The organism is Pseudomonas sp. JL3, from assembly GCF_031570575.1.
Taxonomy (GTDB): domain Bacteria; phylum Pseudomonadota; class Gammaproteobacteria; order Pseudomonadales; family Pseudomonadaceae; genus Aquipseudomonas; species Aquipseudomonas cucumis.
Map to the genome: position 1 here is coordinate 1 of NZ_JAKWJK010000033.1, position 22,917 is coordinate 22,917.

A 22,917-nucleotide genomic window follows, 5' to 3' on the forward strand; every position below is an offset into this window, starting at 1 on the left:
AGCGTAGCCCTCGCAGGGTGTGGGGGTGACCATCTCATTAAAGCCCCTCTCACGAGGGGCCTCTTTCTGCAGCGCCAACCAGCATCAGGTCATCTGAATGATGGTCTGCATGATGGTGCTCTGGGTGGAGATGGTCTTGGCGTTCGCCTGGTAGTTGCTCTGGGCTTTGATCAGCTCGACCAATTCGTTGGTCAGGTTGACGTTGGACTCTTCCAGGGAATTGGAAACGATTGCTCCCAGGGTGCCAGTCTGCGGCGCATCGACGCCAGCCACGCCCGAGGAGAAGGTTTCTTTCCAGCGCGTACCGCCAATTGGCTGCAAGCCTTGCTCGTTGGCGAAGCTCGCCACAGCCACCTGGCCGATGGCCTTGGTTTGCTGGTTGCTGAAGTTGGCGGTCATGACGCCGCTGGCGTCGATGGTCAGGCTGGAGATCTGGCCAGTGGCGTAGCCGTCCTGGTATTGGGCAGTACGCGCGGTTGGCGAGTTATAGGAAGAGACCTTAGTCATGGCCACCGCGATACCGGCGGCAGCAGCATCAGCCCCGTTCAAGCCCCAGGTTACAGGTGTGGTCGTAGCGTCTGTAATTGCCCCAGGCTTCCATCCTGTCATGGTCAGCGTACCACCAACGTTAGCAAAACCGGCGCTGCCGGTCAGAGTATTGACCGTACCGTCCGAGTTGAAAACGATGTCGGCAGTCAGTGGAGTCAGCGTGTTGTTAGCCGGATCGGATGGAGTACGGCCATCCATGTAGGTATACATTTTCCAAGCGTTAGTACCCGTCTTCACGTAGTACTGATCCATGGTGTGTTCGTTGCCCTGGCTGTCATAGACCTTGGTGGAGATGGTCTTGTTATAGCTGTTGGTATCTGTAGGGCTGAACGTAGCCACGGTCGGCGATAATTCCGACGAGTTGAGGTTAAGGGTTTGGTCAATTCGGGTCGTCGGGTTCGGCTTGAGACTCGAAGTATCAATCTTCAAATCAGTCAACACACCATTGATGATCTTGCCGTTGGCATCGACACCATAACCCTGCAGACGGTTGCCGTTGTTATCAACCACATAGTTTTCAGCGTCGGTCTTGAACGCACCGGCACGGGTGTAGCTCAGGGAGCCGTTGTCGCTGAGGATGAAGAAACCGTTGCCCTGGATGCCCATGTCGAGCACGTTGCCGGTGTTGTTCACGTCGCCCTGGCCGAACTGCTGGGAAACGTTGGCCAGACGCACGCCGTTGCCGACGGTCTTGCTGCCGGTACCCAGGCGAGTGGCCGAGTACACGTCTTCGAATTCTGCACGGGAGGATTTGAAACCGGTGGTCGCGACGTTGGCGATGTTGTTGCCGGTCACGTCCAGTTGTTTGTTGGCTGCATAGAGACCGCTAAGGCCGATATTGAAAGACATATTCCACTCCTTTGTGCCGTGTTAGTCGGCTCTATATACCAATGGTTTGTACTTTGGACAGGGCAACACTGCCCATGCCTGCCAGGTTCAGCATCAACTCACCGCCGGTCTGGCTGATGGTCACGCTGTTAACGGTCGCTGGCAGATAAGTAATCAGCGATGTCGCCTTGCTGTCGATGGTGGCCGTTGCGCCGAAGGTGTAAGTACCCGCCGGTGCCACCGCGCCCGCATCGTCCTTGCCGTCCCAGATGAAACTGGCGTTACCGGCACTTTGACTGCCCAACTCGAGCGTACGGATGGTCTTGCCTTCCGCGTTGGTGATCTTGACGGTGGCGGCGGGAACCGAGGTTGGCACCACGACGGTACCGTTGAGGCTCTTGGAGGTGTCGACCATGGTTTTGTCGGTCTGCGCGATGACCGAACGGCCCACCAGCGAAGAAGCCTGCAAGGCTTGCGAGGAGCTGTAGCTGCTGGCAAGGCCGCTGACCGTATCGTTCAGCGTGGTAATACCTTCCAGGCTACTGAACTGCGCCAGCTGTGCCACGAACTCGCTGTTGTCCTGAGGATCGAGCGGGTTCTGGTTTTTCAGCTGAGTCACCAACAGTTGCAGGAACGCGTCCTTGCCCAGCTTCTGGCCGCCGGTAGCGGCCGAGGTCAGGCTGTCTTTGGTGGTGGGGGTCTGGACCGAAGAGTTGGCCAGAACATCGCTGATAACGCTCATATGAATCGCCCCTTATCACTGACCGAGGGTCAGGACCTTCTGCATCATGGTTTTGGCGGTGTTCATCATTTCGGCGTTAGTCTGGAACGAACGGCTCGCGGAAATCATGTCGGCCATTTCTTCGACGACGTTGACGTTCGGGTAGTAGACGTAGCCCTTGGCATCGGCAGCCGGATGGTTCGGCTCGTAGCGCGCATCAAGGTTGCTCTGGTCTTCGACCACACCCAGCACTTGTACGCCTTGACCGGCAGCGTCCTGGTTCTGGAACAGCGAATCGCTGCCGCCGCTCTGGCCACCCTGGAACATGGTGGCGAATACCGGGTGACGGGCACGGTAGGTCTGGTCGATGCTCGACGAGACGGTCTCGGCGTTGGCGATGTTCGAGGCGACGGTGTTCAGACGAGTGGTCTGGGCACTCATGCCGCTACCGGCGATGTTGAAAACACTGGCAAGGGACATGACTTACTCTCCACGCAGGGCTGATACCAGCCCTTTGAATTTACTGTTGAGCAGGGTGAAGCTGGCCTGGAAGTTGACCGCGTTTTCCGCGTAGTTCGACTGTTCCAGTTGGGCGTCTACGGTGTTTTGGTCGATCGACGGTTGCATCGGCGTGCGATACATCAGCGACTCGTCGCCATTGCCCATGCCTTCAGCTTCGATGTGACGACTGTTGGTCATGTTCAAGGCGAACTTGCCGTTTTTGGTTTTCTCGTTCTGCTCGGCGAGCACTTTCGAGAAGTCCAGATCCCGAGCCTTATAGTTCGGGGTGTCGGCGTTGGCGATGTTGTTGGCCAGGACTTCGGCACGCTGGGCGCGGAAGCCCAGGGCTTGTTCGTGGATACCGAGCGCTTTATCGAAGCTGATGCTCATGTCGGAAACCTTCGGGTGACCTGATTTTTCGTACGATGGACATAGCAAGCGGCGTGCCAATTCAGAAAAGCCCGTAAACCGGGGCTTTGCGCGCGGTGGCAAGGCGGCAATGCCAGAAAAGCGGCAACCGACTTCCGCCGCCTGCCGCTTTTCTGCCGCTTCTCACGAACGACATCGCTCCTACAGGTGATGCGGCGGGAATGCGAAATCAGGCATAAAAAAATGGGAGCTCCCTGAGGACTCCCGTTTTTTTGTATGCCACCAACGAATCACTTCGCCTGGTAAATGATCCCCGGGCTGCACTGGACCATTTGATAATGATCCGGCAAACCGTTCAGCGCTTCGGATGCGCCAAGGAACAGATAACCGCCCGGCTTCAGCGTGCTGTGGATGCGCAGCAGGATGTCTTTCTTCACCTCGGCGGAGAAGTAGATCAACACGTTGCGGCAGAACACGATGTCGAACTTGCCCAGGCTCGCGTAGCTGTCCAGCAGGTTGAACGAGCGAAATTCCACCCGACTCTTGATCGGCGCCTTGATGGCCCAACGTCCCGGCCCTTTCGGGTCGAAGTAACGCTGAAGGCGCTCGGGCGACAGACCGCGGCCGATGGCCAGGCTGTCGTACTCGCCGGTTTTGCAGTTGGTGAGCATGGTGCCGGACAGGTCCGTGGCAACGATCTGCACGCCCATCTTCAACTGGCCCATGTTGACCCGTTCGAACTCATCGATGGACATCGACAGCGAATACGGTTCCTGACCCGACGAACACGCCGCCGACCAGATCCGCAGGCGCTGGCCGGGGCTTGCCTTGATCGCTGCAGGCAAGACCTTGTTCTTCAGGACCTCAAACGGATAGGTGTCACGAAACCACAGGGTTTCGTTGGTGGTCATGGCATCCACCACCATCTCGCGCAAACCGCTGCGCGGCTGGGTCTGGATGCGCTGAACCAGCTCACCCAGCGATTTGATGCCCTGCTGTTCCATCAGTTTGTTGAGACGGCTCGAGACCAGGTATTGCTTGTTTTCACCGAGCAAAATGCCACAGGCTTTTTCCAGGAAGACCCGGAACTGTTCGAAATCCAAATTACCCGTAGACAAAGATGCCGCCTCTTAAATCGTGTTGACCGCCAGGGGCAGAAGGCCCCTAGCTGTTATCTGCTGCTTTGATCCGGTCGACTACCCGGGATGCCAGGTCATCAGGACGGAACTTGGCCAGAAAGTCATCGGCACCGACCTTCTTGACCATCGCCTGATTGAACACACCCGACAACGAAGTATGCAGGATGATATGCAGCTTTTGCATGCGTGGGTCGTTGCGGATCTCGGCCGTCAGGGTGTACCCGTCCATCTCCGGCATCTCGATGTCGGAGATCATCATCAGGAACTCTTCCTCCGGCTTCTTGCCCTCGTCGGCCAGTTTGCGCAGGTAATCCAGCGCTTGCCGACCGTCGTTCAACGCCACCACTTCGACACCGACCGTCTGCAGGCAACGGGTCACCTGTTTGCGCGCCACCGACGAGTCATCGACCGTCAGCACGCGCAAGGACAATGCCTTGTGCTGAGTCTCGACATCCACCACGCCCACCGAAATCGCTTCCGGCGTCGGCGCCACTTCCGCCAGCACCTTCTCGACGTCGATGATTTCGACTAGCTGATTGTCGACCCGAGTCACAGCCGTCAGGTAGTGATCGCGCCCGGTACCCTTGGGTGGCGGATGAATCTCCTCCCAGTTCATATTGACGATGCGCTCTACCGACCGAACCAGGAAACCCTGAGTCTTGGTGTTGTACTCCGTGATGATCACGAAGGGATTGCTTTGATCTTTCAGCGCTCCGGAACCGGTCGCCATTGCCAGATCAAGGATCGGAATGGTCGCCCCCCGGATATTTGCCACACCGCACACGACAGGACTGGACTTGGGCATCAAGGTCAGCTTGGGGCATTGCAGCACCTCACGAACCTTGAACACGTTGATCCCATACAGCTGCTGGCCGTCGAGACGGAACAACAACAGCTCCAAGCGATTCTGCCCTACCAGTTGCGTGCGCTGGTTCACCGAATCCATTACACCAGCCATGCCCAGACTCCTACACCAACGCTAAGTGTGTTGCGACGCACATTCATCACGAAACGGCACGGCGCTTGCTTTTTAACTCTTATGAACACAGAACCGACATTTTTCCGACGCCTGACATCAACCTGCCGCAGATTGCTCTGCGCGGCGTCGGCCGTCTGCCTGTTCAACGCTGGCAGCCCTGCCCTTGCTGATACGGTTACCTTGCCTGACATGCTTATCGGCGTCACCCAGGGCTTTCTTGAATTCACCGTAGAGGACTATCTGGCCAGCAGTCAAACGCAAGGACGCTACGAGATCGAGGTCAACCGGCTCGATCCGCGCCTGCGCATGCCTATGTGCGACAAGGAATTGACAGCCACCCTCGAGAGCCCCGCGAGGCCTCTGGGCCGGGTAACGGTCAAGGTTCGCTGCGAGGGCGCATCCCCCTGGACAGTCTTCGTCCCCGCTCAAGTACGGCTGTTTCGCGACATCGTGACCACCACTCGCCCCCTCAAACGCACAGGGATTATCGAGCCTCAGGACGTGACCCTGCGCGAGCGCGATATCAGCCTGATAAATCAGGGTTTTCTGACCTCCGTCGATCAGGCGATCGGGCAAAAACTTACCCGACCAATGGTCGCCGATCAGGTCATTACCCTGGTGCACCTCGAACAGGCGGAAGTGATTCGCAAGGGCGATCAGGTGGTGATTACCGCCCGCAGTGGTACGCTCAGTGTACGTATGCCGGGTGAAGCGCTGTCCAACGGCGGCATGAGCGAACAGATTCGGGTGAAAAACCTTAACTCCCAGCGGGTCATCAAGGCGCAAGTCACCGCGCCCGGCCAGGTGGAAGTGGCCATGTAGGATCTCTGTTCGTGAAGATATGGCGCTGCCCGAGGCTGTTCCCTAAACTGTGCCGCATGTGGAAGACGCGCTGGCGCATGCACGCTCATCAATAAATGGGCCTAAAGTTTTCCGGGGAAGAGCCGAAAACATGGCAAGCGTCCAAATACCCAGAGGTTTTTTGTCATGGTCATCGATTTCAGTCGTTTAAACAGCTCCTCGTCACTTACGGGCAGTACACGTACCAGCGCCGCCAAGGAAACCGCCGAAGCCGGTCAATCCACGCCGCTGAATACCCCGGCCGAACAGGCCAGTGCCACCCAAAGCGGGGAATCGGTACACCTCAGCAATGAGGCTCAACAGTTGCAGAAGGTCACTGACAAGCTGCGCGATCAGCCTGCCGTCGACAAAGCCCGCGTGGCCGAGTTGAAAGCAGCGATTGCCGATGGCAGCTATAAAGTCGACAGCAACCGTGTAGCCAGCAAACTGCTCAACTTCGAAGCCCAGCGCTAGGCCACGGCCCGCGCCAGGCTTTTGGACGCTTAAAACCCAAGGCCAGCCATGCACGACACTAATTTACTGCAACTGATCATCGACGACTTTGCCCCGGCGCAACACCTGCTGGAGCTGCTGCAAACCGAGTCCCTCGCGCTGCACGGTCGCGACATGCCACTGCTTGAAGAGATTCTGGCGCAGAAACAGGCATTGATCATTTTGCTCGAACAGCATGGCCGCAAGCGCAGTGAAATCCTCGCCAGCCTCAACCTGCCGACCAATCGCCAGGGCCTGGAGCAACTTGCCAGCCATTCGAGCATTGGCGACCAATTACTGGCACAGAGCGATGTGCTGACTGACCTCCTGGCACAGTGCCAGGCCGCCAACGTTAATAATGGCCAGTCGATTCTGGTGCAGCAGGCCGCCACGGCCAACCAGCTGAAGATCCTCACCGGCGGAGAGCCACCAGCGCTCTACGATGCCCGCGGCTCAACCTCCAAACTCGCAAAACCACGTCCGCTCAGTCAGGCTTGAGCCTTTCAATGAGCACGCTCTATCAAGACGCGAAACATGCTGGCAGAATGCTGGCCAGTAGTCATATTTTGTCTGGAGATTGATGCCCCGTGTTCAATGCCTTAAACGCGGAAGATGCTCCGCAGCCACCCAAGGTGCTCACTACGCCCCTGGAAATCTCCGGCAATCTGCGTCAGCTGCAAGACAGCCATGACCCGCTGATCATCACGTTCCATGAGCGCAGCCAGCGCTTCCAGAGTTATCTGGTGGACATCGACCGTGACAGCAACATGATCGCCCTGGACGAAATGATCCCGCGCGACGGCGAACGCTTTCTGCTGGCCGGCGAACCGTTCAAGGTCGAAGGCTTTCACGACGGTGTGCGCATCGCCTGGGAAAGCAATGGCCCACTAACCATCGACGAATCCGGCGATGGCCGCTGCTACCGTGGCGCGTTGCCCGATGAGGTGGTTTACCACCAGCGCCGCAATGCTTTTCGCGCTGCGCTGAAGCTGGCGCAACTGGTCAATGTCGAACTGGGTGGCGACAAACTCAAGTCGCCCATTAATGGCAAATTGCTGGACATCTCTGCCACCGGTTGCAAGTTGCGCTTCGAGGGCGACATCACCGCCAGGCTGCAACTGGGCCAGGTCTATGAGCGCTTCGTCGCCGCCCTGCCCTTCGGCAGCATGACGACACCGGTCGAACTGCGTTACCTGCACTTCGAAGAAAAGATCAACACCACCTTCGCCGGCGTGCGTTTTCACAACATGAGCGGCCTGGTGCAACGGCAGGTCGAGCGGTTCGTCTATCAACTTCAGCGCGAAGCGCGTCGTTTCGATAAAGACGACTTCTGATACGCCCCTCCCATAAAAAACGGGCAGTCCCTTGCGGTGACTGCCCGTTTTTTTATGCCTTGATCAAGGCCTCGCTTCGGTAAAGCTTTGCTCGCGCCCTGTGTCTGGGTCTTCTGATTCCAAATCTGTTTCAGCTTCGATTTCGGGCTCGGGCTCGGCATCCGGATTGAAATCAGCCTCCGGGGTGACCGGGTTCTGCATTTGATCCTGTACCACCTGCTCATCGACTCGCGGGTCCAGGCAAGCGACCAGTGGCGAACTCGACATACTGTCCGGCATGGCCACGTGATGCAGTGGAGCATCGTCCACCTGATGCAAGTTGGTGACCGCTTTCGGGCGAATTCTCCACACCAGCACCAACGCGAAGAAGCTGAAGAAGGCATAAAGCATCTGACTGCCGAACAGCTTCATCAACACCCCGGCCACCAGCGGTCCGATACTCGCGCCGACACCGTAGGTCACCAGCAACATCGCTGTCAGCGACACCCGGCGATCACCCTCGACGTGGTCGTTGGAGAACGCCACCGCCAACGGGTACAGGCAGAACTGCACCAACGAACAGAAAAACCCGGCGATGAACAGCACCTCCAGCGGCACCTGCCGCATGATTGCCAAGGGCAACGCAGCCAGCGCCAGGCTAAACGCGAAACAGCGAATCAACAGTGCCCGGTCATAGCGGTCCGACAGCCAACCCAATGGCCACTGCACCACCAGGCCTGCAAAAATGCAGCTACCCATGAACAGACCGACCTGTTCGGTCGACAATCCTTGCTGCGAGGCATACAGCGGCGCCAGACCGTAGAACGAACCGACGATCAATCCCGACCCCAACACCGTACTCAACGACTGCGGCACGCGTTTGATGAAGAACCGTGGCTCCATCGGCGCCGGGTGCAAAGGCGCCGGGTGAATCCGCCGCGTCAGGGCCACCGGCACCAGGCACAGGGCGAAACACAGGGCGACCAGCATCAGCAGCTCCAGACCCAGGCCCGGGTGCATGACCAGAATCAGCTGACCCAACACCAGCCCCAGGTACGAGGCGATCATGTAGCCGCTGAATACCACTCCGCGCTTATTGGCTTCTGCCTGCTCATTGAGCCAGCTTTCGATCACCATGTACTGGCACATCATGCCCAGGCCGACGATCACCCGCAGAAACAGCCACGCGGGCAACCAGTCCACCAGGCCATGGCCCAGCACTGCCGCGCCGACGATCCCGGCGCAGGCTGAATAAGCTCGAATATGCCCGACCCGGGCAATCAGCCGATGGCCGATCTTGCCGCCCAGCACCAGGCCGAAATAGTTGGCCGCCATCAAGGCGCCGACCCACAGGCTGTCGACTTTATCGGCCGCCAGGCGCAGGGCAAGGTAAGTACTCAATAGGCCCGAGCCGATCAACATCATCAGCGAGGCGAAATAAAGCCCCCGAAAAGATTTCAAGATTTGGCGCATCGGCGTTCCGAGCGGCTCCTTGCAGTGAGTATCGGGCTATCGACAACGATAGCCCGACGGCGACGGGTCGTCAGGCCTGGGCTGCTAGAACACGCCGTTCCCAGGGAGTAATTTCATCAAAGAAGCTGGTCAACTCCATCGTCTTCGAAGCGATGTAGCCTTCGATGAACTCCTTGCCGAACAGTTCCTTCGCCAATTGGCTACGTTTCAGACGTTCAAGAGCGGCATGCAAGGTACACGGTAACGAAAGATTATCCGGCACCACGAACTCACCCTGGATCGGCTCGCTCGGCTCCAGTTTGTTCTCGATGCCATACAACCCCGAGGCCAGGCTCGCGGCGATCGCCAGATACGGATTGGCATCGGCCCCCGGCAAGCGGTTTTCGACCCGACGAGCGACCGGTGAACTGGCCGGAATGCGCAATCCGGCCGCACGATTGTCGTGGGACCAGCAGGCATTGTTCGGCGATGCGTAAGGATGGCACAGGCGCTGATAGGAGTTCACGTTCGGCGCAAACAGCGCGGTGAAATCCGCCAGGCCGGCCTGCTGACCGCCGATGAAATGACGGAAGGTCGCGGTCGGCGCGCCGGCCTTGTCGCTGAACACGTTACGCCCGGTGCCGATCTCGACGATGCTCTGGTGGATATGCATCGAACTGCCCGGCGTGTGCGCCAACGGCTTGGCCATGCAGACCACGGTCAGGCCATGCTTGAGCGCCACTTCTTTGAGCAGATGCTTGAACAACAAAGTCTGGTCGGCCAACAGTAGCGGATCGCCGTGCAGCAGGTTGATCTCGAACTGGCTGACGCCCATCTCGTGCATGAAGGTATCGCGCGGCAAGCCCAGCGCCGCCATGCATTCGTAGACTTCATTGAAGAACGGCCGCAAGCCGTTATTGGAACTGACGCTGAACGCCGAATGACCGTCCTCGCGACGACCGTCCAGGCCCAGTGGCGGCTGGAAGGGTTGCGTCGGGTCAGGGTTGGGCGCGAAGACGAAGAACTCCAGCTCGGTCGCCACCACCGGCGCCAGCCCCAGGGCGGCGTATCGAGCGATCACGGCCTTGAGTTGGCCGCGGGTCGACAATGGCGAACTCTCACCAGTCAGCTCGTGCGCATCGCAAATGGCCAGTGCCCGAGGCTGCGAACTCCAGGGCAAACGGTGGATCTGCGCGGGATCAGGCACCAGTGCCAGGTCGCCATCATCACTGCCGTAAAAGCGCGCCGGCGGATAACCGCCCATGATGCATTGCAGCAGCACACCCCGCGCCATCTGCAAACGCCGCCCTTCAAGAAATCCTTCGGCGGTCATCACCTTGCCGCGTGGTACGCCGTTCAGGTCCGGCGTGACACATTCAATCTCATCAATGCCCGTCAATCGCTGCGCGAGTGAACGATGGCCATCGGTTGTCATGACGCAATCCTTGTTGTTGTACGAGCCGCGAACGGCGACTCGTACAAAATAGGCTCCGGCTGTTCGGAATATCAAGCAGCGTCAAACAAAAAGGTACTCAGGGAAGGTAAAGGCTGAACACGCCGCCGCCCAATGGGCCGCCATTGCTGATTTCTGTGCGTCCACCCACACCATTGCGCTGATGCAATGCGGCAATCCGCCCGGCAAAGTACAGGCCCAGGCCGGTGCTGCCACTGCTGTGGTTGATGCCCTGCACGTAATCGGCCTGACGTTCGATCATCTCGGGCGGATAACCCTCGCCATCGTCGTTGATGGTCAGCACCAGTTGCCCGGCCTCATCACTGACGCTGATCAACAAAGCATGGCGCGCATAGCGAATGGCGTTGTTGATGCAATTGGCGAGCACCGAAGCAATCAGCTCCCGGTCGAAGAAACCCAGCGGGCTCAACGGGTCCACTTCATAGGTCGCGATAATGCCGCGGCTGGCGAACACTTCCTGATGAGAGGCCAGTTGCGCCTCAATGAAGTCATCCAGCTCATGGTAGGCCGGTTGCAACGGCATCTGATTGACGCCGAGTTTGTACAGCCCCAGCAACTGCACCAGCATGCCGTTGAGGTGGGCGAACTCGAAGTCGATCACGCCCTGCTCCGGGGTGTGCTGCTCGGGATCGGGCAAGCGCGCCAGCCATTGACTGTGCGCCTGCATCAGCATGGCCAGAGAGTTCTTCATGTCGTGCACGGTGGAGGCAATCACCGTGGAGAAGTCGAGTGACGGTTCGCTGTCGATCATTCGCCGAACGCCTTGATTTTCAGTTTCTGGTAGCGCGGATAACGCGCGTCGGTATCGGGCATCAGGCCGACGGTTTTCAGGCAGGCGCGACATTCTTCCAGTTCGGCCGACGGCACACTGGTGTCGGTGCCGTGCAGCAACGACTGCGCCATGTTCAGGGCAATACTGATGTTTTTGGGCTGCAATGCCAGAGCTTTGCGGAATACATCCCGGGCTTCCACCAGATTGCCGGTCTTGTACACCCGTACGCCCTGACGGTTGAGGTCGGCGGCGGCGTTGCCGGAGTTGAGGATGGTCGGGTCGTCGGTCAGCTTGGCGATGCCTTTCATCACGGTCGGATCGTCGCCGTAGATCTCCGCACAGTTCTTCAGCATCGAAGCGCCGGCACTCGCCTGCCCGAGCATTTGCAGCTGCTTGGCCACCAGCAGCGCCGCTTCGGCGCTCATGAACTGCTCCATGCCATCGAGGCGCATCATCGCCTGCTCGGTGAGCTTCTCGGCGGTTTCGGCATCGTTGAGCAGCAGGCTGGTGGCTTTCATCAGGCGCGCACGAATCTGCAGGCCTGGATCGGAAGGGTTCTCCTTCGCCACCGCACTCAGCGTTGTGTTGATTTCAAGGCGGGTCCGGGTATCCAGCCCCTTCTCACTGCCTTTGCTGATCAAGGCATGGGCCAGGCCGAGGTTGCTTTCCGCATCCTTGAAACGCGACTGCGCCCCTTGGGCCACGGCCTGGCGATAAGCTTTGGAGGCGGTATCGAAATCCTCGTTGGCCATCGCCAGCTTGCCCAGCAACGCTTGCCGGCGCACCGCCAGCGGCGACAGGCGAATAGCCTCTTCCAGGACTCTCTGCGCCCCCTTGGTATCCCCTTCGGCGACCAGCACATCGGCCATGCCGTCGTAGAGGGCCGGCATCATCGGGAAGACTTTCAGGGCTTTTTCGTAAATGCCTTTGGCCTGGCTGACCTGGCCGCGCTTGAACAGCAACTGGCCCAACCCGGCAAACGCCCAGGGCAAAGGACGATCGGCAATGATGCTGTCGTACAGGCGCTCCAGCGCTTCGTTCTGGTTCAAGTCGCGCAACGCATCGGCGCGGTAACGCAGGCACAGCGGCGAATAACGAATGTCTTGTTTGCACAGGGCGATGCAGGCATTGAGCACTTCAACCGGTTTGCCCCGGTCAAGGGCTTGCAGGATTGGCTTGAGCAGCGTCTTGCGCTGCTCCAGGCGCTCCAGGCGCTGAGCCAGGCCGGAACGGTTGAAGGGCTTGGTCAAGTAAGCATCAGGCTCATGTTCCAGTGCGCTGAGCACCATGGCCTGGCTGGTTTCGGCGGTGACCATGACAAACACACTTTCATGGCTGATCAGCTTCTCGATCATCAGGTCTTCAAGCACCTGCTGACCGTTCTTCTTGCCATCGCCCAGGTGGAAGTCCTGCAAGATGAAATCGTAGGATTTCTGCGAGCACATGCGCAGCGCCTGTTCACCGGTATCGGCGGTGTCGACGTCCTTGACGCCCAGCTCCCGCAGCATGGACCTGACGGAACTGCGGAAGTCCGAGAAATCATCGACGATCAGAAAACTTTTTTGGTGATACGACAGCATCGAAGATTTCCAGGCAATTTAAGAAGAACAAACCAAAGGCAATGACACGGGCGAACTCGGTTTCGCGGCCTTTTTTTGGCGCGCAGATGATAGCGGGAGGCCATAGGCTATCAAGCAATTTCGCATAAACCCGTGATGACAATTGCCGGCCGCCAGAAATAAAAATGACAACGACTGTTCGGGTTATCGGCCAGTAGTCCCGTTCCCTTGAAGCGGCGGGAGTGCAATTGCGCATTTGGCTGTCATGACAGGTTCTCCAAGTAAGTCGTCAGGTGGTTCGGGCGTAAAAAATCCCGCCAAAGCAAATGCCCTGGCGGGCTTTTTTAACAGCTGAATGCTGAGATTCTATGGAGTCTCAGGGCCGGTACGATTCAGCCAGCCCATGCCCCACTTGGGTTTCAGCTCATTCGTGCCGCGCCAGTGTCGAGTGTCCATGGCCCTTTCCGGCCCTCTTCGCCAAAAACAGATCGACGTAATATTGACACCAAAACATCCGCCTGTCGGAATATTGGCACATCGTACTGTTACCTTCGCTTAACACCTTTACAAAGCCTGACCCCACAACTAAACACACATCAAACTGATATCAGGAAAGGCCGTATCCCTGAGTCGGTGCTACCCCAAAACACGGCCTCACCCAGCCTTTCTCCAGGAGGCCCTTTCACATGGGTACTCTCAGTCTATTGCGTGCCATGCGCAGCGCAGCCCCAGGCTGGCGTCCACGTTCGCCCGACTTGTCCTGCGATCCGCGGCTCAAGCGCGGCGAGCCTTTCCACCCCCGCAATACCCGCGCGCCTCTGCCGGCAGCGCTTGTCCCGTCAGCTGGCCGACGATGTCCGGCAGCCGCCTCGCACCACTCCTGAACACCCTGAGCGGCACAAGCACGGGACTTCGTCCTGTTAGCAGTCCCTGGCGATTCCAATAAAAAAAGCATTCTCCGGAGAAAGACATGGCTACCACCACAACTACCAGCGGCGGCACCGCTACTTCGCTTTCCAATACACCGCAGGCCCAGGACGACATTTTCACTACAGGTGTCATTGGCACGAGCACCGCGGCCATCACTGAAGACCTGCTGGGAGTCGTGTACCTGGACGTCATGTCCAATGACCTCGGCGGTAGCGCAAAGACACTGTGGTCACTCGATGACGCGACCAGTCTTTCTACGGCCACCAAGGTTTATGCTCCGGCCGATCTCCTGATCCAGGACACGGGCAGAATTGAGGCGACGAGTACTGACACCAGTCTCAACGGGGCAAAGATCTGGATTACGTCGGATGGCAAGGTCGGCTACGACGCCGCAACGTTGTCGACTGCTTTCAAGGCGCAACTCCAGGCGCTTGCTGGCGGAGCGTCCCTGACGGACAGCTTTACGTATGCGATTCGCCTCGGCAATGGCACCCTCAGCTGGGCCACTGCGCAGGTGCAATTCGCAGGTGCGAATGACAGTGTGACGATGAGCCTTGGCGCACAGGCCGGCACGGTAACAGAAGATGCGAACGCGACCCCGAGTCCGACCGATTCGCTGAGCGCGACAGGCACGATTGCGTTTAGCGATGTCGATCTGAGTGACACGCATACCGCCTCATTCGAGGCGGCGGGAGGCAATACCACAGCGCTGGGCAACTTCGCCCTTGCAGCAGTGACTGAAGCGGCCAATGCAGCCAACGGCACCGTTGACTGGACTTACACCCTGAACAATGCGGCAGCCCAGTCCCTGGCCCAGGGTCAGACTGCTACCGAAACCTATGTGGTCACCATCAATGATGGGCATGGCTCATCGACCACGCAGAACGTGACGATCACCATCACCGGCACCAACGACCAGGTGCAGATCACCAGCGGCGTACAGGCCGGCGATGCCAAGGAAGACAGCGGCGACTACGCGGCCAGCGGCAGCATCACCTTCACCGACGTCGACCTGATCGACACCCACAGCGTCACCGTCACACCGGGCGCTTCCGGCTATCTGGGCAACTTCACTACCGATCCACTGAGCGACAGCACCGGCACGGGCAGCGGTTCTCTGGGCTGGAACTTTGCGGTGAACAACGCCGCGCTGCAGTTCCTCGGCGAAGGCCAGATCGTCACCCAAACCTATAACGTGGCGATCGGCGACGGCGCGGTGCAGACCGTGACTATCACAATTACTGGCACCAACGACCAGCCGACGCTGACGATTACCGACACCACCGGCGCGATGAACGAAGGCAACGGCACGGCCACCCTGAGCGACAACGGCGCACTGAGCTTTGCCGATCTGGACAGCACCGACACGGTGACCGTGTCGCAGACCGCTAACAACGACATCGTCTGGAGCGGCGGCGTGCTCAATGCGGGCGTGGCCTCGGCACTGGTGGCCGGTTTCTCGGTCGACCAGAACAGCTGGGACTACAGCAGCAATGAGAACCTCGACTTCCTCGGTGCGGGTGAAACCATCACCTTCTCGTACGCGGTGGTCGCCACCGACGATAGCGGCGCGGCTAACGCTGCCTCGGAGACGCAGACTGTCATCATCACTATCACCGGCACTAACGACGCGCCCGTACTCAGCTTCGCAACGGGCAATGATGCCGGCGCAGTGCAGGAAGACACCACGCTCAGCGTGAGCGGCCAGTTCAGTTCGGCCGATATCGATCATGCTGCCACGGCAACCTGGACCATTGCCGGGTCGAATACCGGCACTTATGGTTCGATCGCGGTGGACAGCACCGGCCAGTGGACTTACACCCTGGCCAATGGCACCGATGGTGTCGCCAGTGCGGTGCAGTCACTGAAGGTGGGCGAGAGTCATGACGAAGTGTTCAGCGTCCAGGTCAGCGATGGCCTCGGCGGCGTGGACACTCAGTTGGTGACTGTCACCGTCACTGGCACCAATGATGCGCCAGTGCTCAGCTTCGCGACGGGCAACGATGCCGGTGCGGTGCAGGAAGACACCACGCTCAGCGTGAGCGGCCAGTTCAGTTCGGCCGATATCGATCATGCTGCCACGGCCACCTGGAGCATCGCCGGTACGAATACCGGTACTTACGGCTCAATCGCAGTCGACAACACCGGAAAATGGACTTACACCTTGGCAAATGGCACCGATGGCGTTGCCAGTGCGGTGCAGTCGCTGGGGGCTGGCGAAAGTCACAATGAAGTGTTCACCGTGCAGGTCAGCGATGGCCTTGGCGGCGTGGCCACTCAGTTGGTGACCGTCACCGTCAGCGGCACTAACGATGCGGCCGTGTTGTCCGCCGACATCGCCAACTTGACCGAAACCGATGCCCCGCTGATCACCAACGGCACCCTCACCATCAGCGACGTCGACAGCGCCGCGACCTTCGTTACCCAGACCAACACCGCCGGCAGCTACGGCCAGTTCTCCATCGGCACGGACGGTGCCTGGAACTATGTCGCCGATAGCGCCCACAACGAGTTCGTCGCCGGCACCACCTACACCGATACCTTCGCGGTGAGCAGCGCCGACGGCACCCTCACCTCGGTCACCGTGCAGATCCTCGGGACCAACGATGCCGCGGTGCTGTCCGCCGACAGCGCCAACCTGACCGAAACCAATGCCCCGTTGATCACCAACGGCACCCTCACCATCAGCGACGTCGACAGCGCCGCAACCTTCGTCGCGCAAACCAACACCAACGGCAGTTACGGCCAGTTCTCCATCGGCACCAATGGTGCCTGGAGCTACGTCGCCGACTCTGCCCACAACGAGTTCGTCGCCGGCACCACCTACACTGATACCTTCGCGGTGAGCAGCGCCGACGGCACCCTCACCTCGGTCACCGTGCAGATCCTCGGGACCAACGATGCCGCGGTGCTGTCCGCCGACAGCGCCAACCTGACCGAAACCAATGCCCCGTTGATCACCAACGGCACCCTCACCATCAGCGACGTCGACAGCGCCGCAACCTTCGTCGCGCAAACCAACACCAACGGCAGTTACGGCCAGTTCTCCATCGGCACCAATGGTGCCTGGAGCTACGTCGCCGACTCTGCCCACAACGAGTTCGTCGCCGGCACCACCTACACTGATACCTTCGCGGTGAGCAGCGCCGACGGCACCCTCACCTCGGTCACCGTGCATATCCTCGGCACCAACGACGCCGCGGTGCTGTCCGCCGACATCGCCAACCTGACCGAAACCGATGCCCCGCTGACCACCAACGGCAGCCTGACCATCAGCGACGTCGACAGCGCCGCAACCTTCGTCGCGCAGTCCAACACCACCGGCAGTTACGGCCAGTTCTCCATCGGCACTAACGGTGCCTGGACCTATGTCGCCGACTCTGCCCACAACGAGTTCGTCGCCGGCACCACCTACACCGATACCTTCGCCGTGAGCAGTGCCGACGGCACCCTCACTTCGGTCACCGTGCAGATCCTCGGCACCAACGATGCCGCGGTGTTGTCCGCCGACAGCGTCAACCTGACCGAAACCAATGCCCCGCTGACCACAGCTGGCACCCTCACCATCAGCGANCGTGAGCAGTGCCGACGGCACCCTCACTTCGGTCACCGTGCAGATCCTCGGCACCAACGATGCCGCGGTGTTGTCCGCCGACAGCGTCAACCTGACCGAAACCAATGCCCCGCTGACCACAGCTGGCACCCTCACCATCAGCGACGTCGACAGCCCGGAAACCTTCCAGGCCCAGTCCGGTATCGCCGGCACCAACGGAACCTTCGCCATCGATGCCGCGGGCAACTGGAGCTATATCGCCAACTCGGCCTTCGACGCACTCAATGTCGGCGACAGCCTGACCGACACCTTCACGGTACTTAGCGCCGACGGCACCACGACTTCGGTGACGGTGACCATCAACGGCAGCAACGACTCCCCGACGATCACCTCTAACGGAGGTGGTGCGACCGCTTCGGTCAGCGTGGCGGAGAACAGCACGGTGGTCACAACAGTGGCGGCGACCGATGCCGATCTTCCGGCGCAAACCCTGAGCTACAGCATCGTCGGCGGAGCAGATGCCGCGAAGTTCTCGATCGTCTCAGGCACAGGCGCGCTGAGCTTTATCTCTGCGCCCAACTTTGAGGCGCCGACTGATTCGGGAACGAACAACGTCTATGACGTGATTGTGCGGGCGTCGGACGGCACGCTGTTTGACGACCAGGCGCTCGCCGTGAGCGTGACGGGCGTCAACGACAACAGCCCGGTGATCACCTCCAACGGTGGCGGTGCGACGGCTTCGGTCAACGTGGCAGAGAACACCACTGCGGTCACGACAGTGGTGGCGACCGATGCTGATCTTCCGGCGCAAACCCTGAGTTATTCGATCCTGAATACGGCCGGGACGGACTTCAGCAAATTCTCTATCAGTTCGACTGGGGTGCTGACGTTCAATTCGGCGCCGGATTACGAGAATGCCCAGGATGTCGGTGGTGCTGACGGTGACAATGCTTATGTTGTGGACGTTCTGGTGGCCGACGGCAATGGCGGAACCGACACCCAGACAATTACGGTAAACGTGCAGAACGTAGTTGAGACTCCAGTTGATACCGTGGCACCTACAGTGACGGGGACGGCCTTAGGGAGTTCGATCGGCTCAGTGTCGACAGTAACATTCCAGTTCAGTAAGGCAGTGATCGGTTTCACCCTTTCGGACGTCACGGTGAGTGCATCAGGGGCAACGCCTCGCGGAACCTGGAGTAACTTCACGCAGGTAGACGGCGATACCTACACGGCGACACTGACTAGAACGCTGGGCGGTAGCGTGAAAGTCGACGTTACCGCGAACAGCTACACCGACCTGGCGGGTAATGCGGGTGCTGCCGGGAGCAGTGCAAACCTTCCGGCAGGCGTTGCCGGCGAACCCATCAACCTAGCCCTCAATACTCCATCGGCCGATATCAGCGGCCCGATAACCGTGTCAATCAGCGGTGTTCCCTCGGGATGGATATTCAATGCGGGAACCGATAACGGCGACGGTACCTGGACCGTGCAGACCAGCGATCCTGGCGCATTGACGGTGACAACCCCAAGCGACTTCACGGGAGCGTTGGTGCTTGATGTCAACATGTACTGGAGCAATAGTGACGGCAGCGACGGCAGCGCCTATGTGTTCAACAACATCGAAGTCTATGCCCCCGGCGCGCCGATCTTCGCCTTGTCCGCTGACGACAATTTGACTGGCTCGTCCGGTGCCGACACTTTCGTCTTCGCCCAGCCAATCGGCAACAACCAGATCTACAGTTTCGACGTCACGGCGGACAAGATCGACTTGATCGGCTTCGCAGGCGTCACCGGCGTTGCTGACTTGAGTATCACTAACGACGCCAACGGCAATGCGCTGGTCAGCATCGGCTCCGGCCAGTCGGTCACCCTGAAAGGTGTCGATGCGGCGGACCTGAGCGAAGCGAACTTCCAGTTCGATGTGGATCCGGTGATGACCAATACCGGTACCCTCACCATTGCCGACGGCGCGATCATGCCGTTCGGTGGCAGCATTCATAACAGCGGCACGATCGAACTCGGCTCCACCGGCAGCGAGACCAATCTTGAGATTCTGTTTCGTGGCGCGACCTTGACCGGTGGTGGCCAGGTACTGCTATCCGACAGCGCGCAAAACGTGATTTTCGGCGGCAGCGCCGACACCGTCCTGACCAACGTCGACAACCGCATTTCCGGCGCCGGCCAGTTGGGCGCCGGGCAGATGGTATTGGTCAATGCAGGGCTGATTCTGGCCAGCGGGCTGAACAGCCTGGTGCTCGACACTGGCACCCACACCATCACCAACAGCGGGGTGCTGGAGTCTACGGGCGAAGGCGGTATGACGGTGGCCAGTGCGGTCGACAACTCCGGCCACTTGTGGGCCAACGGTGGCGACATGCGCCTGCTGGCCGACGTGATGGGCAATGGCAGCGCCACCATCGACGGCGACGCGACACTGACCTTTTCCGGCGCAGCAAACGGGTCCGTCGCCTTCCACGGCGAAGGCGCGGGCACGCTGGTGATCGCACAGGCCGAAGCGGCGGGCTCGCTGGTCGGCATCCTCGGTCTGGAGAGCGATGACATGCTGACCTTCGGCGATCTCGCCTTCGGCGCCAACACCCAGCTCAGCTACAGCGCCAACGCCTCTGGGGCGGGCGGCCTACTGACGGTGGACGACGGCACGCACCGGGCCGAGGTGAACTTGCTCGGACACTACACGGTGGATGACTTCCAGGCCACCGACGGCGGCGAGGCCGGCACCCAGGTCAGTTACAACGGCGAATCCAGCGGCACACTGGTGGGCAGCATGGCGGCGGATGTACTCAGTGGTGGCGACGGCAACGACATCCTCGCAGGTCGTGGTGGGGAGGACACGCTCAGCGGTGGCGCGGGAGCCGATATGTTCGCCTATCTCAACGTGGCTGAAGGCGGAGATACCATCCTCGACTACAACTTCGCCGAAGGTGACGCACTCGACCTCTCCGCACTGCTCAGCGCCAACTTCGTTAGCGGTATCAGCCAGGCGTCCGACTTCGTTCAACTGGCGCAGTCCGGCAGCGACATCACCGTGAAGGTGGATGCCGATGGTGCCGCCAATGGTACGAACTTCGCCGATGTGGCGGTGCTTGCCAACACTGGCACGAGCGGTACCGATCTGGTGCGCACCTGGTTTGGGGAGGCTGACCATACGTTGACGGCTTGATGTTGGGTTGGAGTTGAATCCACCGCTGCAGACAGCCACAAAAAAGCCCCACCAGATCACTCTGCGTGGGGCTTTCAAATATGTGGTGTCCCAGGGCAGGTTCGAACTGCCAACCTTCCCCTTAGGAGGGGGATGCTCTATCCAATTGAGCTACTGAGACACAAGTCGTCCGCAAGGCATGCGGAGCGATGGACGGCGTGCATGTTAACGGGCAGGCCCACTTTTGTCATGTCATCCGTAGGGCTTTTTAAGTGTAGGCAGACGCCTCTCGGTAGTGTGGCTTTGTTTACCGTGCAAATTGCATCGCCGCAAAATGCCATCATTGCAAAATGCAATACGGGGATTTTGCAGAAATATCTTAATCCGTTGTTTTTAAAGGATTTAATAGCCGTTAAACTTTTGGCATGCGGGCTGCTTCGACTGTTCTCTCAGAACACAGGAGGTCAGCTCCATGAACAGCGCTCTTTTAGTCGCGAACGCGGTCGCTTTGGCGGTTCTGGTGGGTTTTCATTTCTTCCCCGAAAACGACGTCGCGACGATTGCTCAACGCATCCCTCATTACCTGCAACTGCAAAAGACACCGCAGGTGGCAGTCATGAGCGATCAACGCGGTTTGGTCAGCCAAGAGGTGAGCCAGGAGACTATTCAGCTGCGCACACAGTCTTTTGAACGCTTGGTATTTTGAATCACCCCATCAGGAGCACAGCATGTCCAAATCAGCCGCAGGATTTTTCATCCTCGCCGTACTGAGTGGCATTCTTCATCTGTCATTGGTCGAGGACACGGTCGTCACCCTGCCCCTGATTGCTTGCGGCGTGTTTGGTGCGCTGTTCGTGCTGGCGCTGATTGCCGGGCGCAAGATCAAGTTCGATCCGGTTTTGCGCTGAAGCTCAGCAGCTTCAGAAGATTGGCGACGGTGTCAGCAAGGTCGCCGGAGTTATCGAGTCGGCGGATCTGCATATCACCGATTGAATCATGAGCCGTAAACAGCGCATTTCGGCGCAGCCTCGTTTCAATTTCTGCCGGGCTCTCACGCCCCCGCCGTAACAGGCGCTCGCGCAGGGCTTCATCCTTGACCGTCAATAGCACCGGCAATAGCGTGGGATAGCGCTGTTGCGCTTCTGCCAGGTGCCCGCGCGAACCGTTGATCAACACATCGCGACCGTCCGCGAGCCATTGGTCTATGCGAACAGGAATACCGTAATTCAGCCCATTGGCTTGCCACGACAGCGCAAAATTTCCTTGGGCTCTGCGTTGTTCGAACTCTTCGCGGGACACCTCGATGGCGTCTTCACCCACCGATTCCGCCGAGCGCGTAATAACGCGTCGCACGACTTCACAATTGTGTGTGCGCAACGGCTCGCGAGCGGCTTCGATGAGGCTGTCCTTGCCGGATCCCGAAGGCCCCATTAAATAAATCAGCCTGCCATCCATCCTGAAATCATCCCCCGCCACGCGCCTACACTAGTAAATCGGCCATTTGCCACTATCCTGTATAAGGTAAGGAAGAAGGATCGAATCCGCATAGCATGCACCTTCAGGCGTCTTCGGGCATCACCTGTGGGGCAAGAGAACGCGGTCAGTGATACGGACTCATGGATTATTTTCAAATCAGTCCGCATTTCTGATAATAGGTGCTGGCATTAAGCCTTTACCCGGATCAATATTTGTCACAGAATTGACGCCAATGATCTGGCTAATTTGAGGCATGATGCGCGCCTCTATCAATTCAGGTTGAACATTTGGCCGGAGTGCTTGTCCTATCTGACATCCTGCGGCCTATCCCGAGAACCGCTCCCCTGAACTAACCGGTTAAATATATGCGCCCATTGAAACAGGCAATTTATTCCAGCCGTACGGCTGACAAGTTCGTCGTACGTCTGCCAGACGGAATGCGTGAACGCATTGCCGAGGTGGCTCGCAATCATCATCGCAGCATGAACTCCGAAATCATCGCGCGCCTTGAGCAGAGTCTTATTCAGGAAGGCGCGTTGGGTGAAGAACTGAGCATGCGCCTGGACAGCCCCGAGCTATCTTTGCACGAACGCGAGCTGCTGCAGCGCTTCCGCCAACTCTCCCACCGTCAGCAAAACGCTCTGGTTTCGCTGATCGCCCATGACGCCGAAATGGCCGCAGACGCTTCCTGATTCATCCCGAAAGCTCAAGCCAGCGTAATTGCTGGCTTTTTTTTGCCCGAAATTTGGTTAAAAAAAACCCGCCAATTCAGACTGTGTGAAAACCTAGCAATCTGCGCGGCGATTC

The 22,917-nt window shown here is 59.0% G+C and carries 19 protein-coding genes, 1 tRNA gene and 1 pseudogene; 9 read left to right on the forward strand and 12 right to left on the reverse strand.

Annotated features, from left to right (window positions below; genetic code table 11):
• Positions 1-84 precede the first annotated feature (84 nt).
• The 6 genes from flgE to MMG91_RS28280 form a co-directional block, all read right to left on the reverse strand.
• Positions 85-1,398 carry a flagellar hook protein FlgE gene (gene flgE / locus MMG91_RS28255; protein ID WP_310661387.1) on the reverse strand — a complete coding sequence of 438 codons (1,314 nt, stop codon included), beginning with the start codon at positions 1,396-1,398 and terminating at the stop codon, positions 85-87.
• A gap of 31 nt (positions 1,399-1,429) precedes the next feature.
• Entirely contained in the window at positions 1,430-2,119 is a 690-nt protein-coding gene (gene flgD / locus MMG91_RS28260; protein ID WP_310661388.1) for a flagellar hook assembly protein FlgD, read from the reverse strand.
• Between the two features lie 15 nt (positions 2,120-2,134).
• A complete protein-coding gene (gene flgC, locus MMG91_RS28265; protein ID WP_074879168.1) occupies positions 2,135-2,578 on the reverse strand; it encodes a flagellar basal body rod protein FlgC in 444 nt (147 codons plus the stop codon).
• A 3-nt stretch (positions 2,579-2,581) separates the two neighbouring features.
• Complete coding sequence (gene flgB / locus MMG91_RS28270; RefSeq protein WP_095634357.1) at positions 2,582-2,989, reverse strand: flagellar basal body rod protein FlgB; 408 nt, start codon at positions 2,987-2,989, stop codon at positions 2,582-2,584.
• A gap of 269 nt (positions 2,990-3,258) precedes the next feature.
• A complete protein-coding gene (gene cheR / locus MMG91_RS28275) occupies positions 3,259-4,086 on the reverse strand; it encodes a protein-glutamate O-methyltransferase CheR (protein WP_008071786.1) in 828 nt (275 codons plus the stop codon).
• Between the two features lie 46 nt (positions 4,087-4,132).
• Positions 4,133-5,065: a chemotaxis protein CheV gene (locus MMG91_RS28280; protein WP_310661389.1), complete on the reverse strand. Its 933-nt coding sequence runs from the start codon at positions 5,063-5,065 to the stop codon at positions 4,133-4,135.
• A gap of 81 nt (positions 5,066-5,146) precedes the next feature.
• On the opposite strand from MMG91_RS28280, the gene flgA reads away from it, so the two are divergent.
• The 4 genes from flgA (at position 5,147) to MMG91_RS28300 (ending at position 7,752) form a co-directional block, all read left to right on the forward strand.
• Positions 5,147-5,908, forward strand: a complete 762-nt coding sequence (gene flgA / locus MMG91_RS28285) for a flagellar basal body P-ring formation chaperone FlgA (protein WP_310661390.1) — start codon at positions 5,147-5,149, stop codon at positions 5,906-5,908.
• Positions 5,909-6,073: 165 nt separating this feature from the next.
• Positions 6,074-6,400 carry a flagellar biosynthesis anti-sigma factor FlgM gene (flgM, locus tag MMG91_RS28290; protein ID WP_305448659.1) on the forward strand — a complete coding sequence of 109 codons (327 nt, stop codon included), beginning with the start codon at positions 6,074-6,076 and terminating at the stop codon, positions 6,398-6,400.
• A 48-nt stretch (positions 6,401-6,448) separates the two neighbouring features.
• Entirely contained in the window at positions 6,449-6,916 is a 468-nt protein-coding gene (locus MMG91_RS28295; RefSeq protein ID WP_008071798.1) for a flagella synthesis protein FlgN, read from the forward strand.
• An 89-nt stretch (positions 6,917-7,005) separates the two neighbouring features.
• The gene (locus tag MMG91_RS28300) at positions 7,006-7,752 is read left to right on the forward strand and encodes a flagellar brake protein (RefSeq protein ID WP_305448658.1); all 747 of its coding nucleotides are present in this window, start codon (positions 7,006-7,008) and stop codon (positions 7,750-7,752) included.
• Positions 7,753-7,815: 63 nt separating this feature from the next.
• On the opposite strand, the gene MMG91_RS28305 is transcribed toward MMG91_RS28300, so the two are convergent.
• The 4 genes from MMG91_RS28305 to MMG91_RS28320 all read right to left on the reverse strand — a co-directional run bounded on the left by MMG91_RS28305 (position 7,816) and on the right by MMG91_RS28320 (position 13,009).
• Complete coding sequence (locus MMG91_RS28305; RefSeq protein WP_305505204.1) at positions 7,816-9,204, reverse strand: MFS transporter; 1,389 nt, start codon at positions 9,202-9,204, stop codon at positions 7,816-7,818.
• 70 nt (positions 9,205-9,274) lie between these two features.
• Positions 9,275-10,516 (reverse strand): glutamine synthetase family protein, encoded by a 1,242-nt coding sequence (locus tag MMG91_RS28310; RefSeq protein ID WP_310661393.1) that lies wholly within the window; start codon positions 10,514-10,516, stop codon positions 9,275-9,277.
• A 199-nt stretch (positions 10,517-10,715) separates the two neighbouring features.
• On the reverse strand, positions 10,716-11,408 hold the full coding sequence (locus MMG91_RS28315; protein ID WP_305448656.1) for a sensor histidine kinase KdpD: 693 nt from the start codon (positions 11,406-11,408) through the stop codon (positions 10,716-10,718).
• The gene (locus tag MMG91_RS28320; protein ID WP_052966588.1) at positions 11,405-13,009 is read right to left on the reverse strand and encodes a tetratricopeptide repeat-containing response regulator; all 1,605 of its coding nucleotides are present in this window, start codon (positions 13,007-13,009) and stop codon (positions 11,405-11,407) included. Before MMG91_RS28320 ends, MMG91_RS28315 begins: the two co-directional genes overlap by 4 nt.
• Before the next feature lie 949 nt (positions 13,010-13,958).
• Between MMG91_RS28320 and MMG91_RS28325 the strand changes: the two are divergent.
• Both MMG91_RS28325 and MMG91_RS28330 read left to right on the forward strand, forming a co-directional pair.
• Positions 13,959-17,468 (forward strand): annotated as a pseudogene (locus MMG91_RS28325) (beta strand repeat-containing protein); the annotation flags it as partial.
• Positions 17,469-17,493: 25 nt separating this feature from the next.
• Positions 17,494-20,655 (forward strand): VCBS domain-containing protein, encoded by a 3,162-nt coding sequence (locus tag MMG91_RS28330; protein ID WP_310661391.1) that lies wholly within the window; start codon positions 17,494-17,496, stop codon positions 20,653-20,655.
• A gap of 83 nt (positions 20,656-20,738) precedes the next feature.
• On the opposite strand, the gene MMG91_RS28335 is transcribed toward MMG91_RS28330, so the two are convergent.
• A tRNA-Arg gene (locus MMG91_RS28335) sits at positions 20,739-20,815 on the reverse strand.
• Between the two features lie 291 nt (positions 20,816-21,106).
• Here MMG91_RS28335 and MMG91_RS28340 point away from each other — a divergent pair.
• Both MMG91_RS28340 and MMG91_RS28345 read left to right on the forward strand, forming a co-directional pair.
• Positions 21,107-21,340: a hypothetical protein gene (locus tag MMG91_RS28340; protein WP_305505194.1), complete on the forward strand. Its 234-nt coding sequence runs from the start codon at positions 21,107-21,109 to the stop codon at positions 21,338-21,340.
• 22 nt (positions 21,341-21,362) lie between these two features.
• Positions 21,363-21,542, forward strand: a complete 180-nt coding sequence (locus tag MMG91_RS28345; protein WP_305448653.1) for a PA3371 family protein — start codon at positions 21,363-21,365, stop codon at positions 21,540-21,542.
• On the opposite strand, the gene phnN is transcribed toward MMG91_RS28345, so the two are convergent.
• Positions 21,517-22,089, reverse strand: coding sequence for a phosphonate metabolism protein/1,5-bisphosphokinase (PRPP-forming) PhnN (phnN, locus tag MMG91_RS28350; RefSeq protein ID WP_310661392.1), 573 nt, complete (start codon positions 22,087-22,089; stop codon positions 21,517-21,519). The genes MMG91_RS28345 and phnN overlap by 26 nt on opposite strands.
• 386 nt (positions 22,090-22,475) lie before the next feature.
• Here phnN and MMG91_RS28355 point away from each other — a divergent pair, with 386 nt between their 5' ends.
• Entirely contained in the window at positions 22,476-22,802 is a 327-nt protein-coding gene (locus MMG91_RS28355; RefSeq protein ID WP_003178899.1) for an Arc family DNA-binding protein, read from the forward strand.
• Positions 22,803-22,917: the final 115 nt, after the last annotated feature.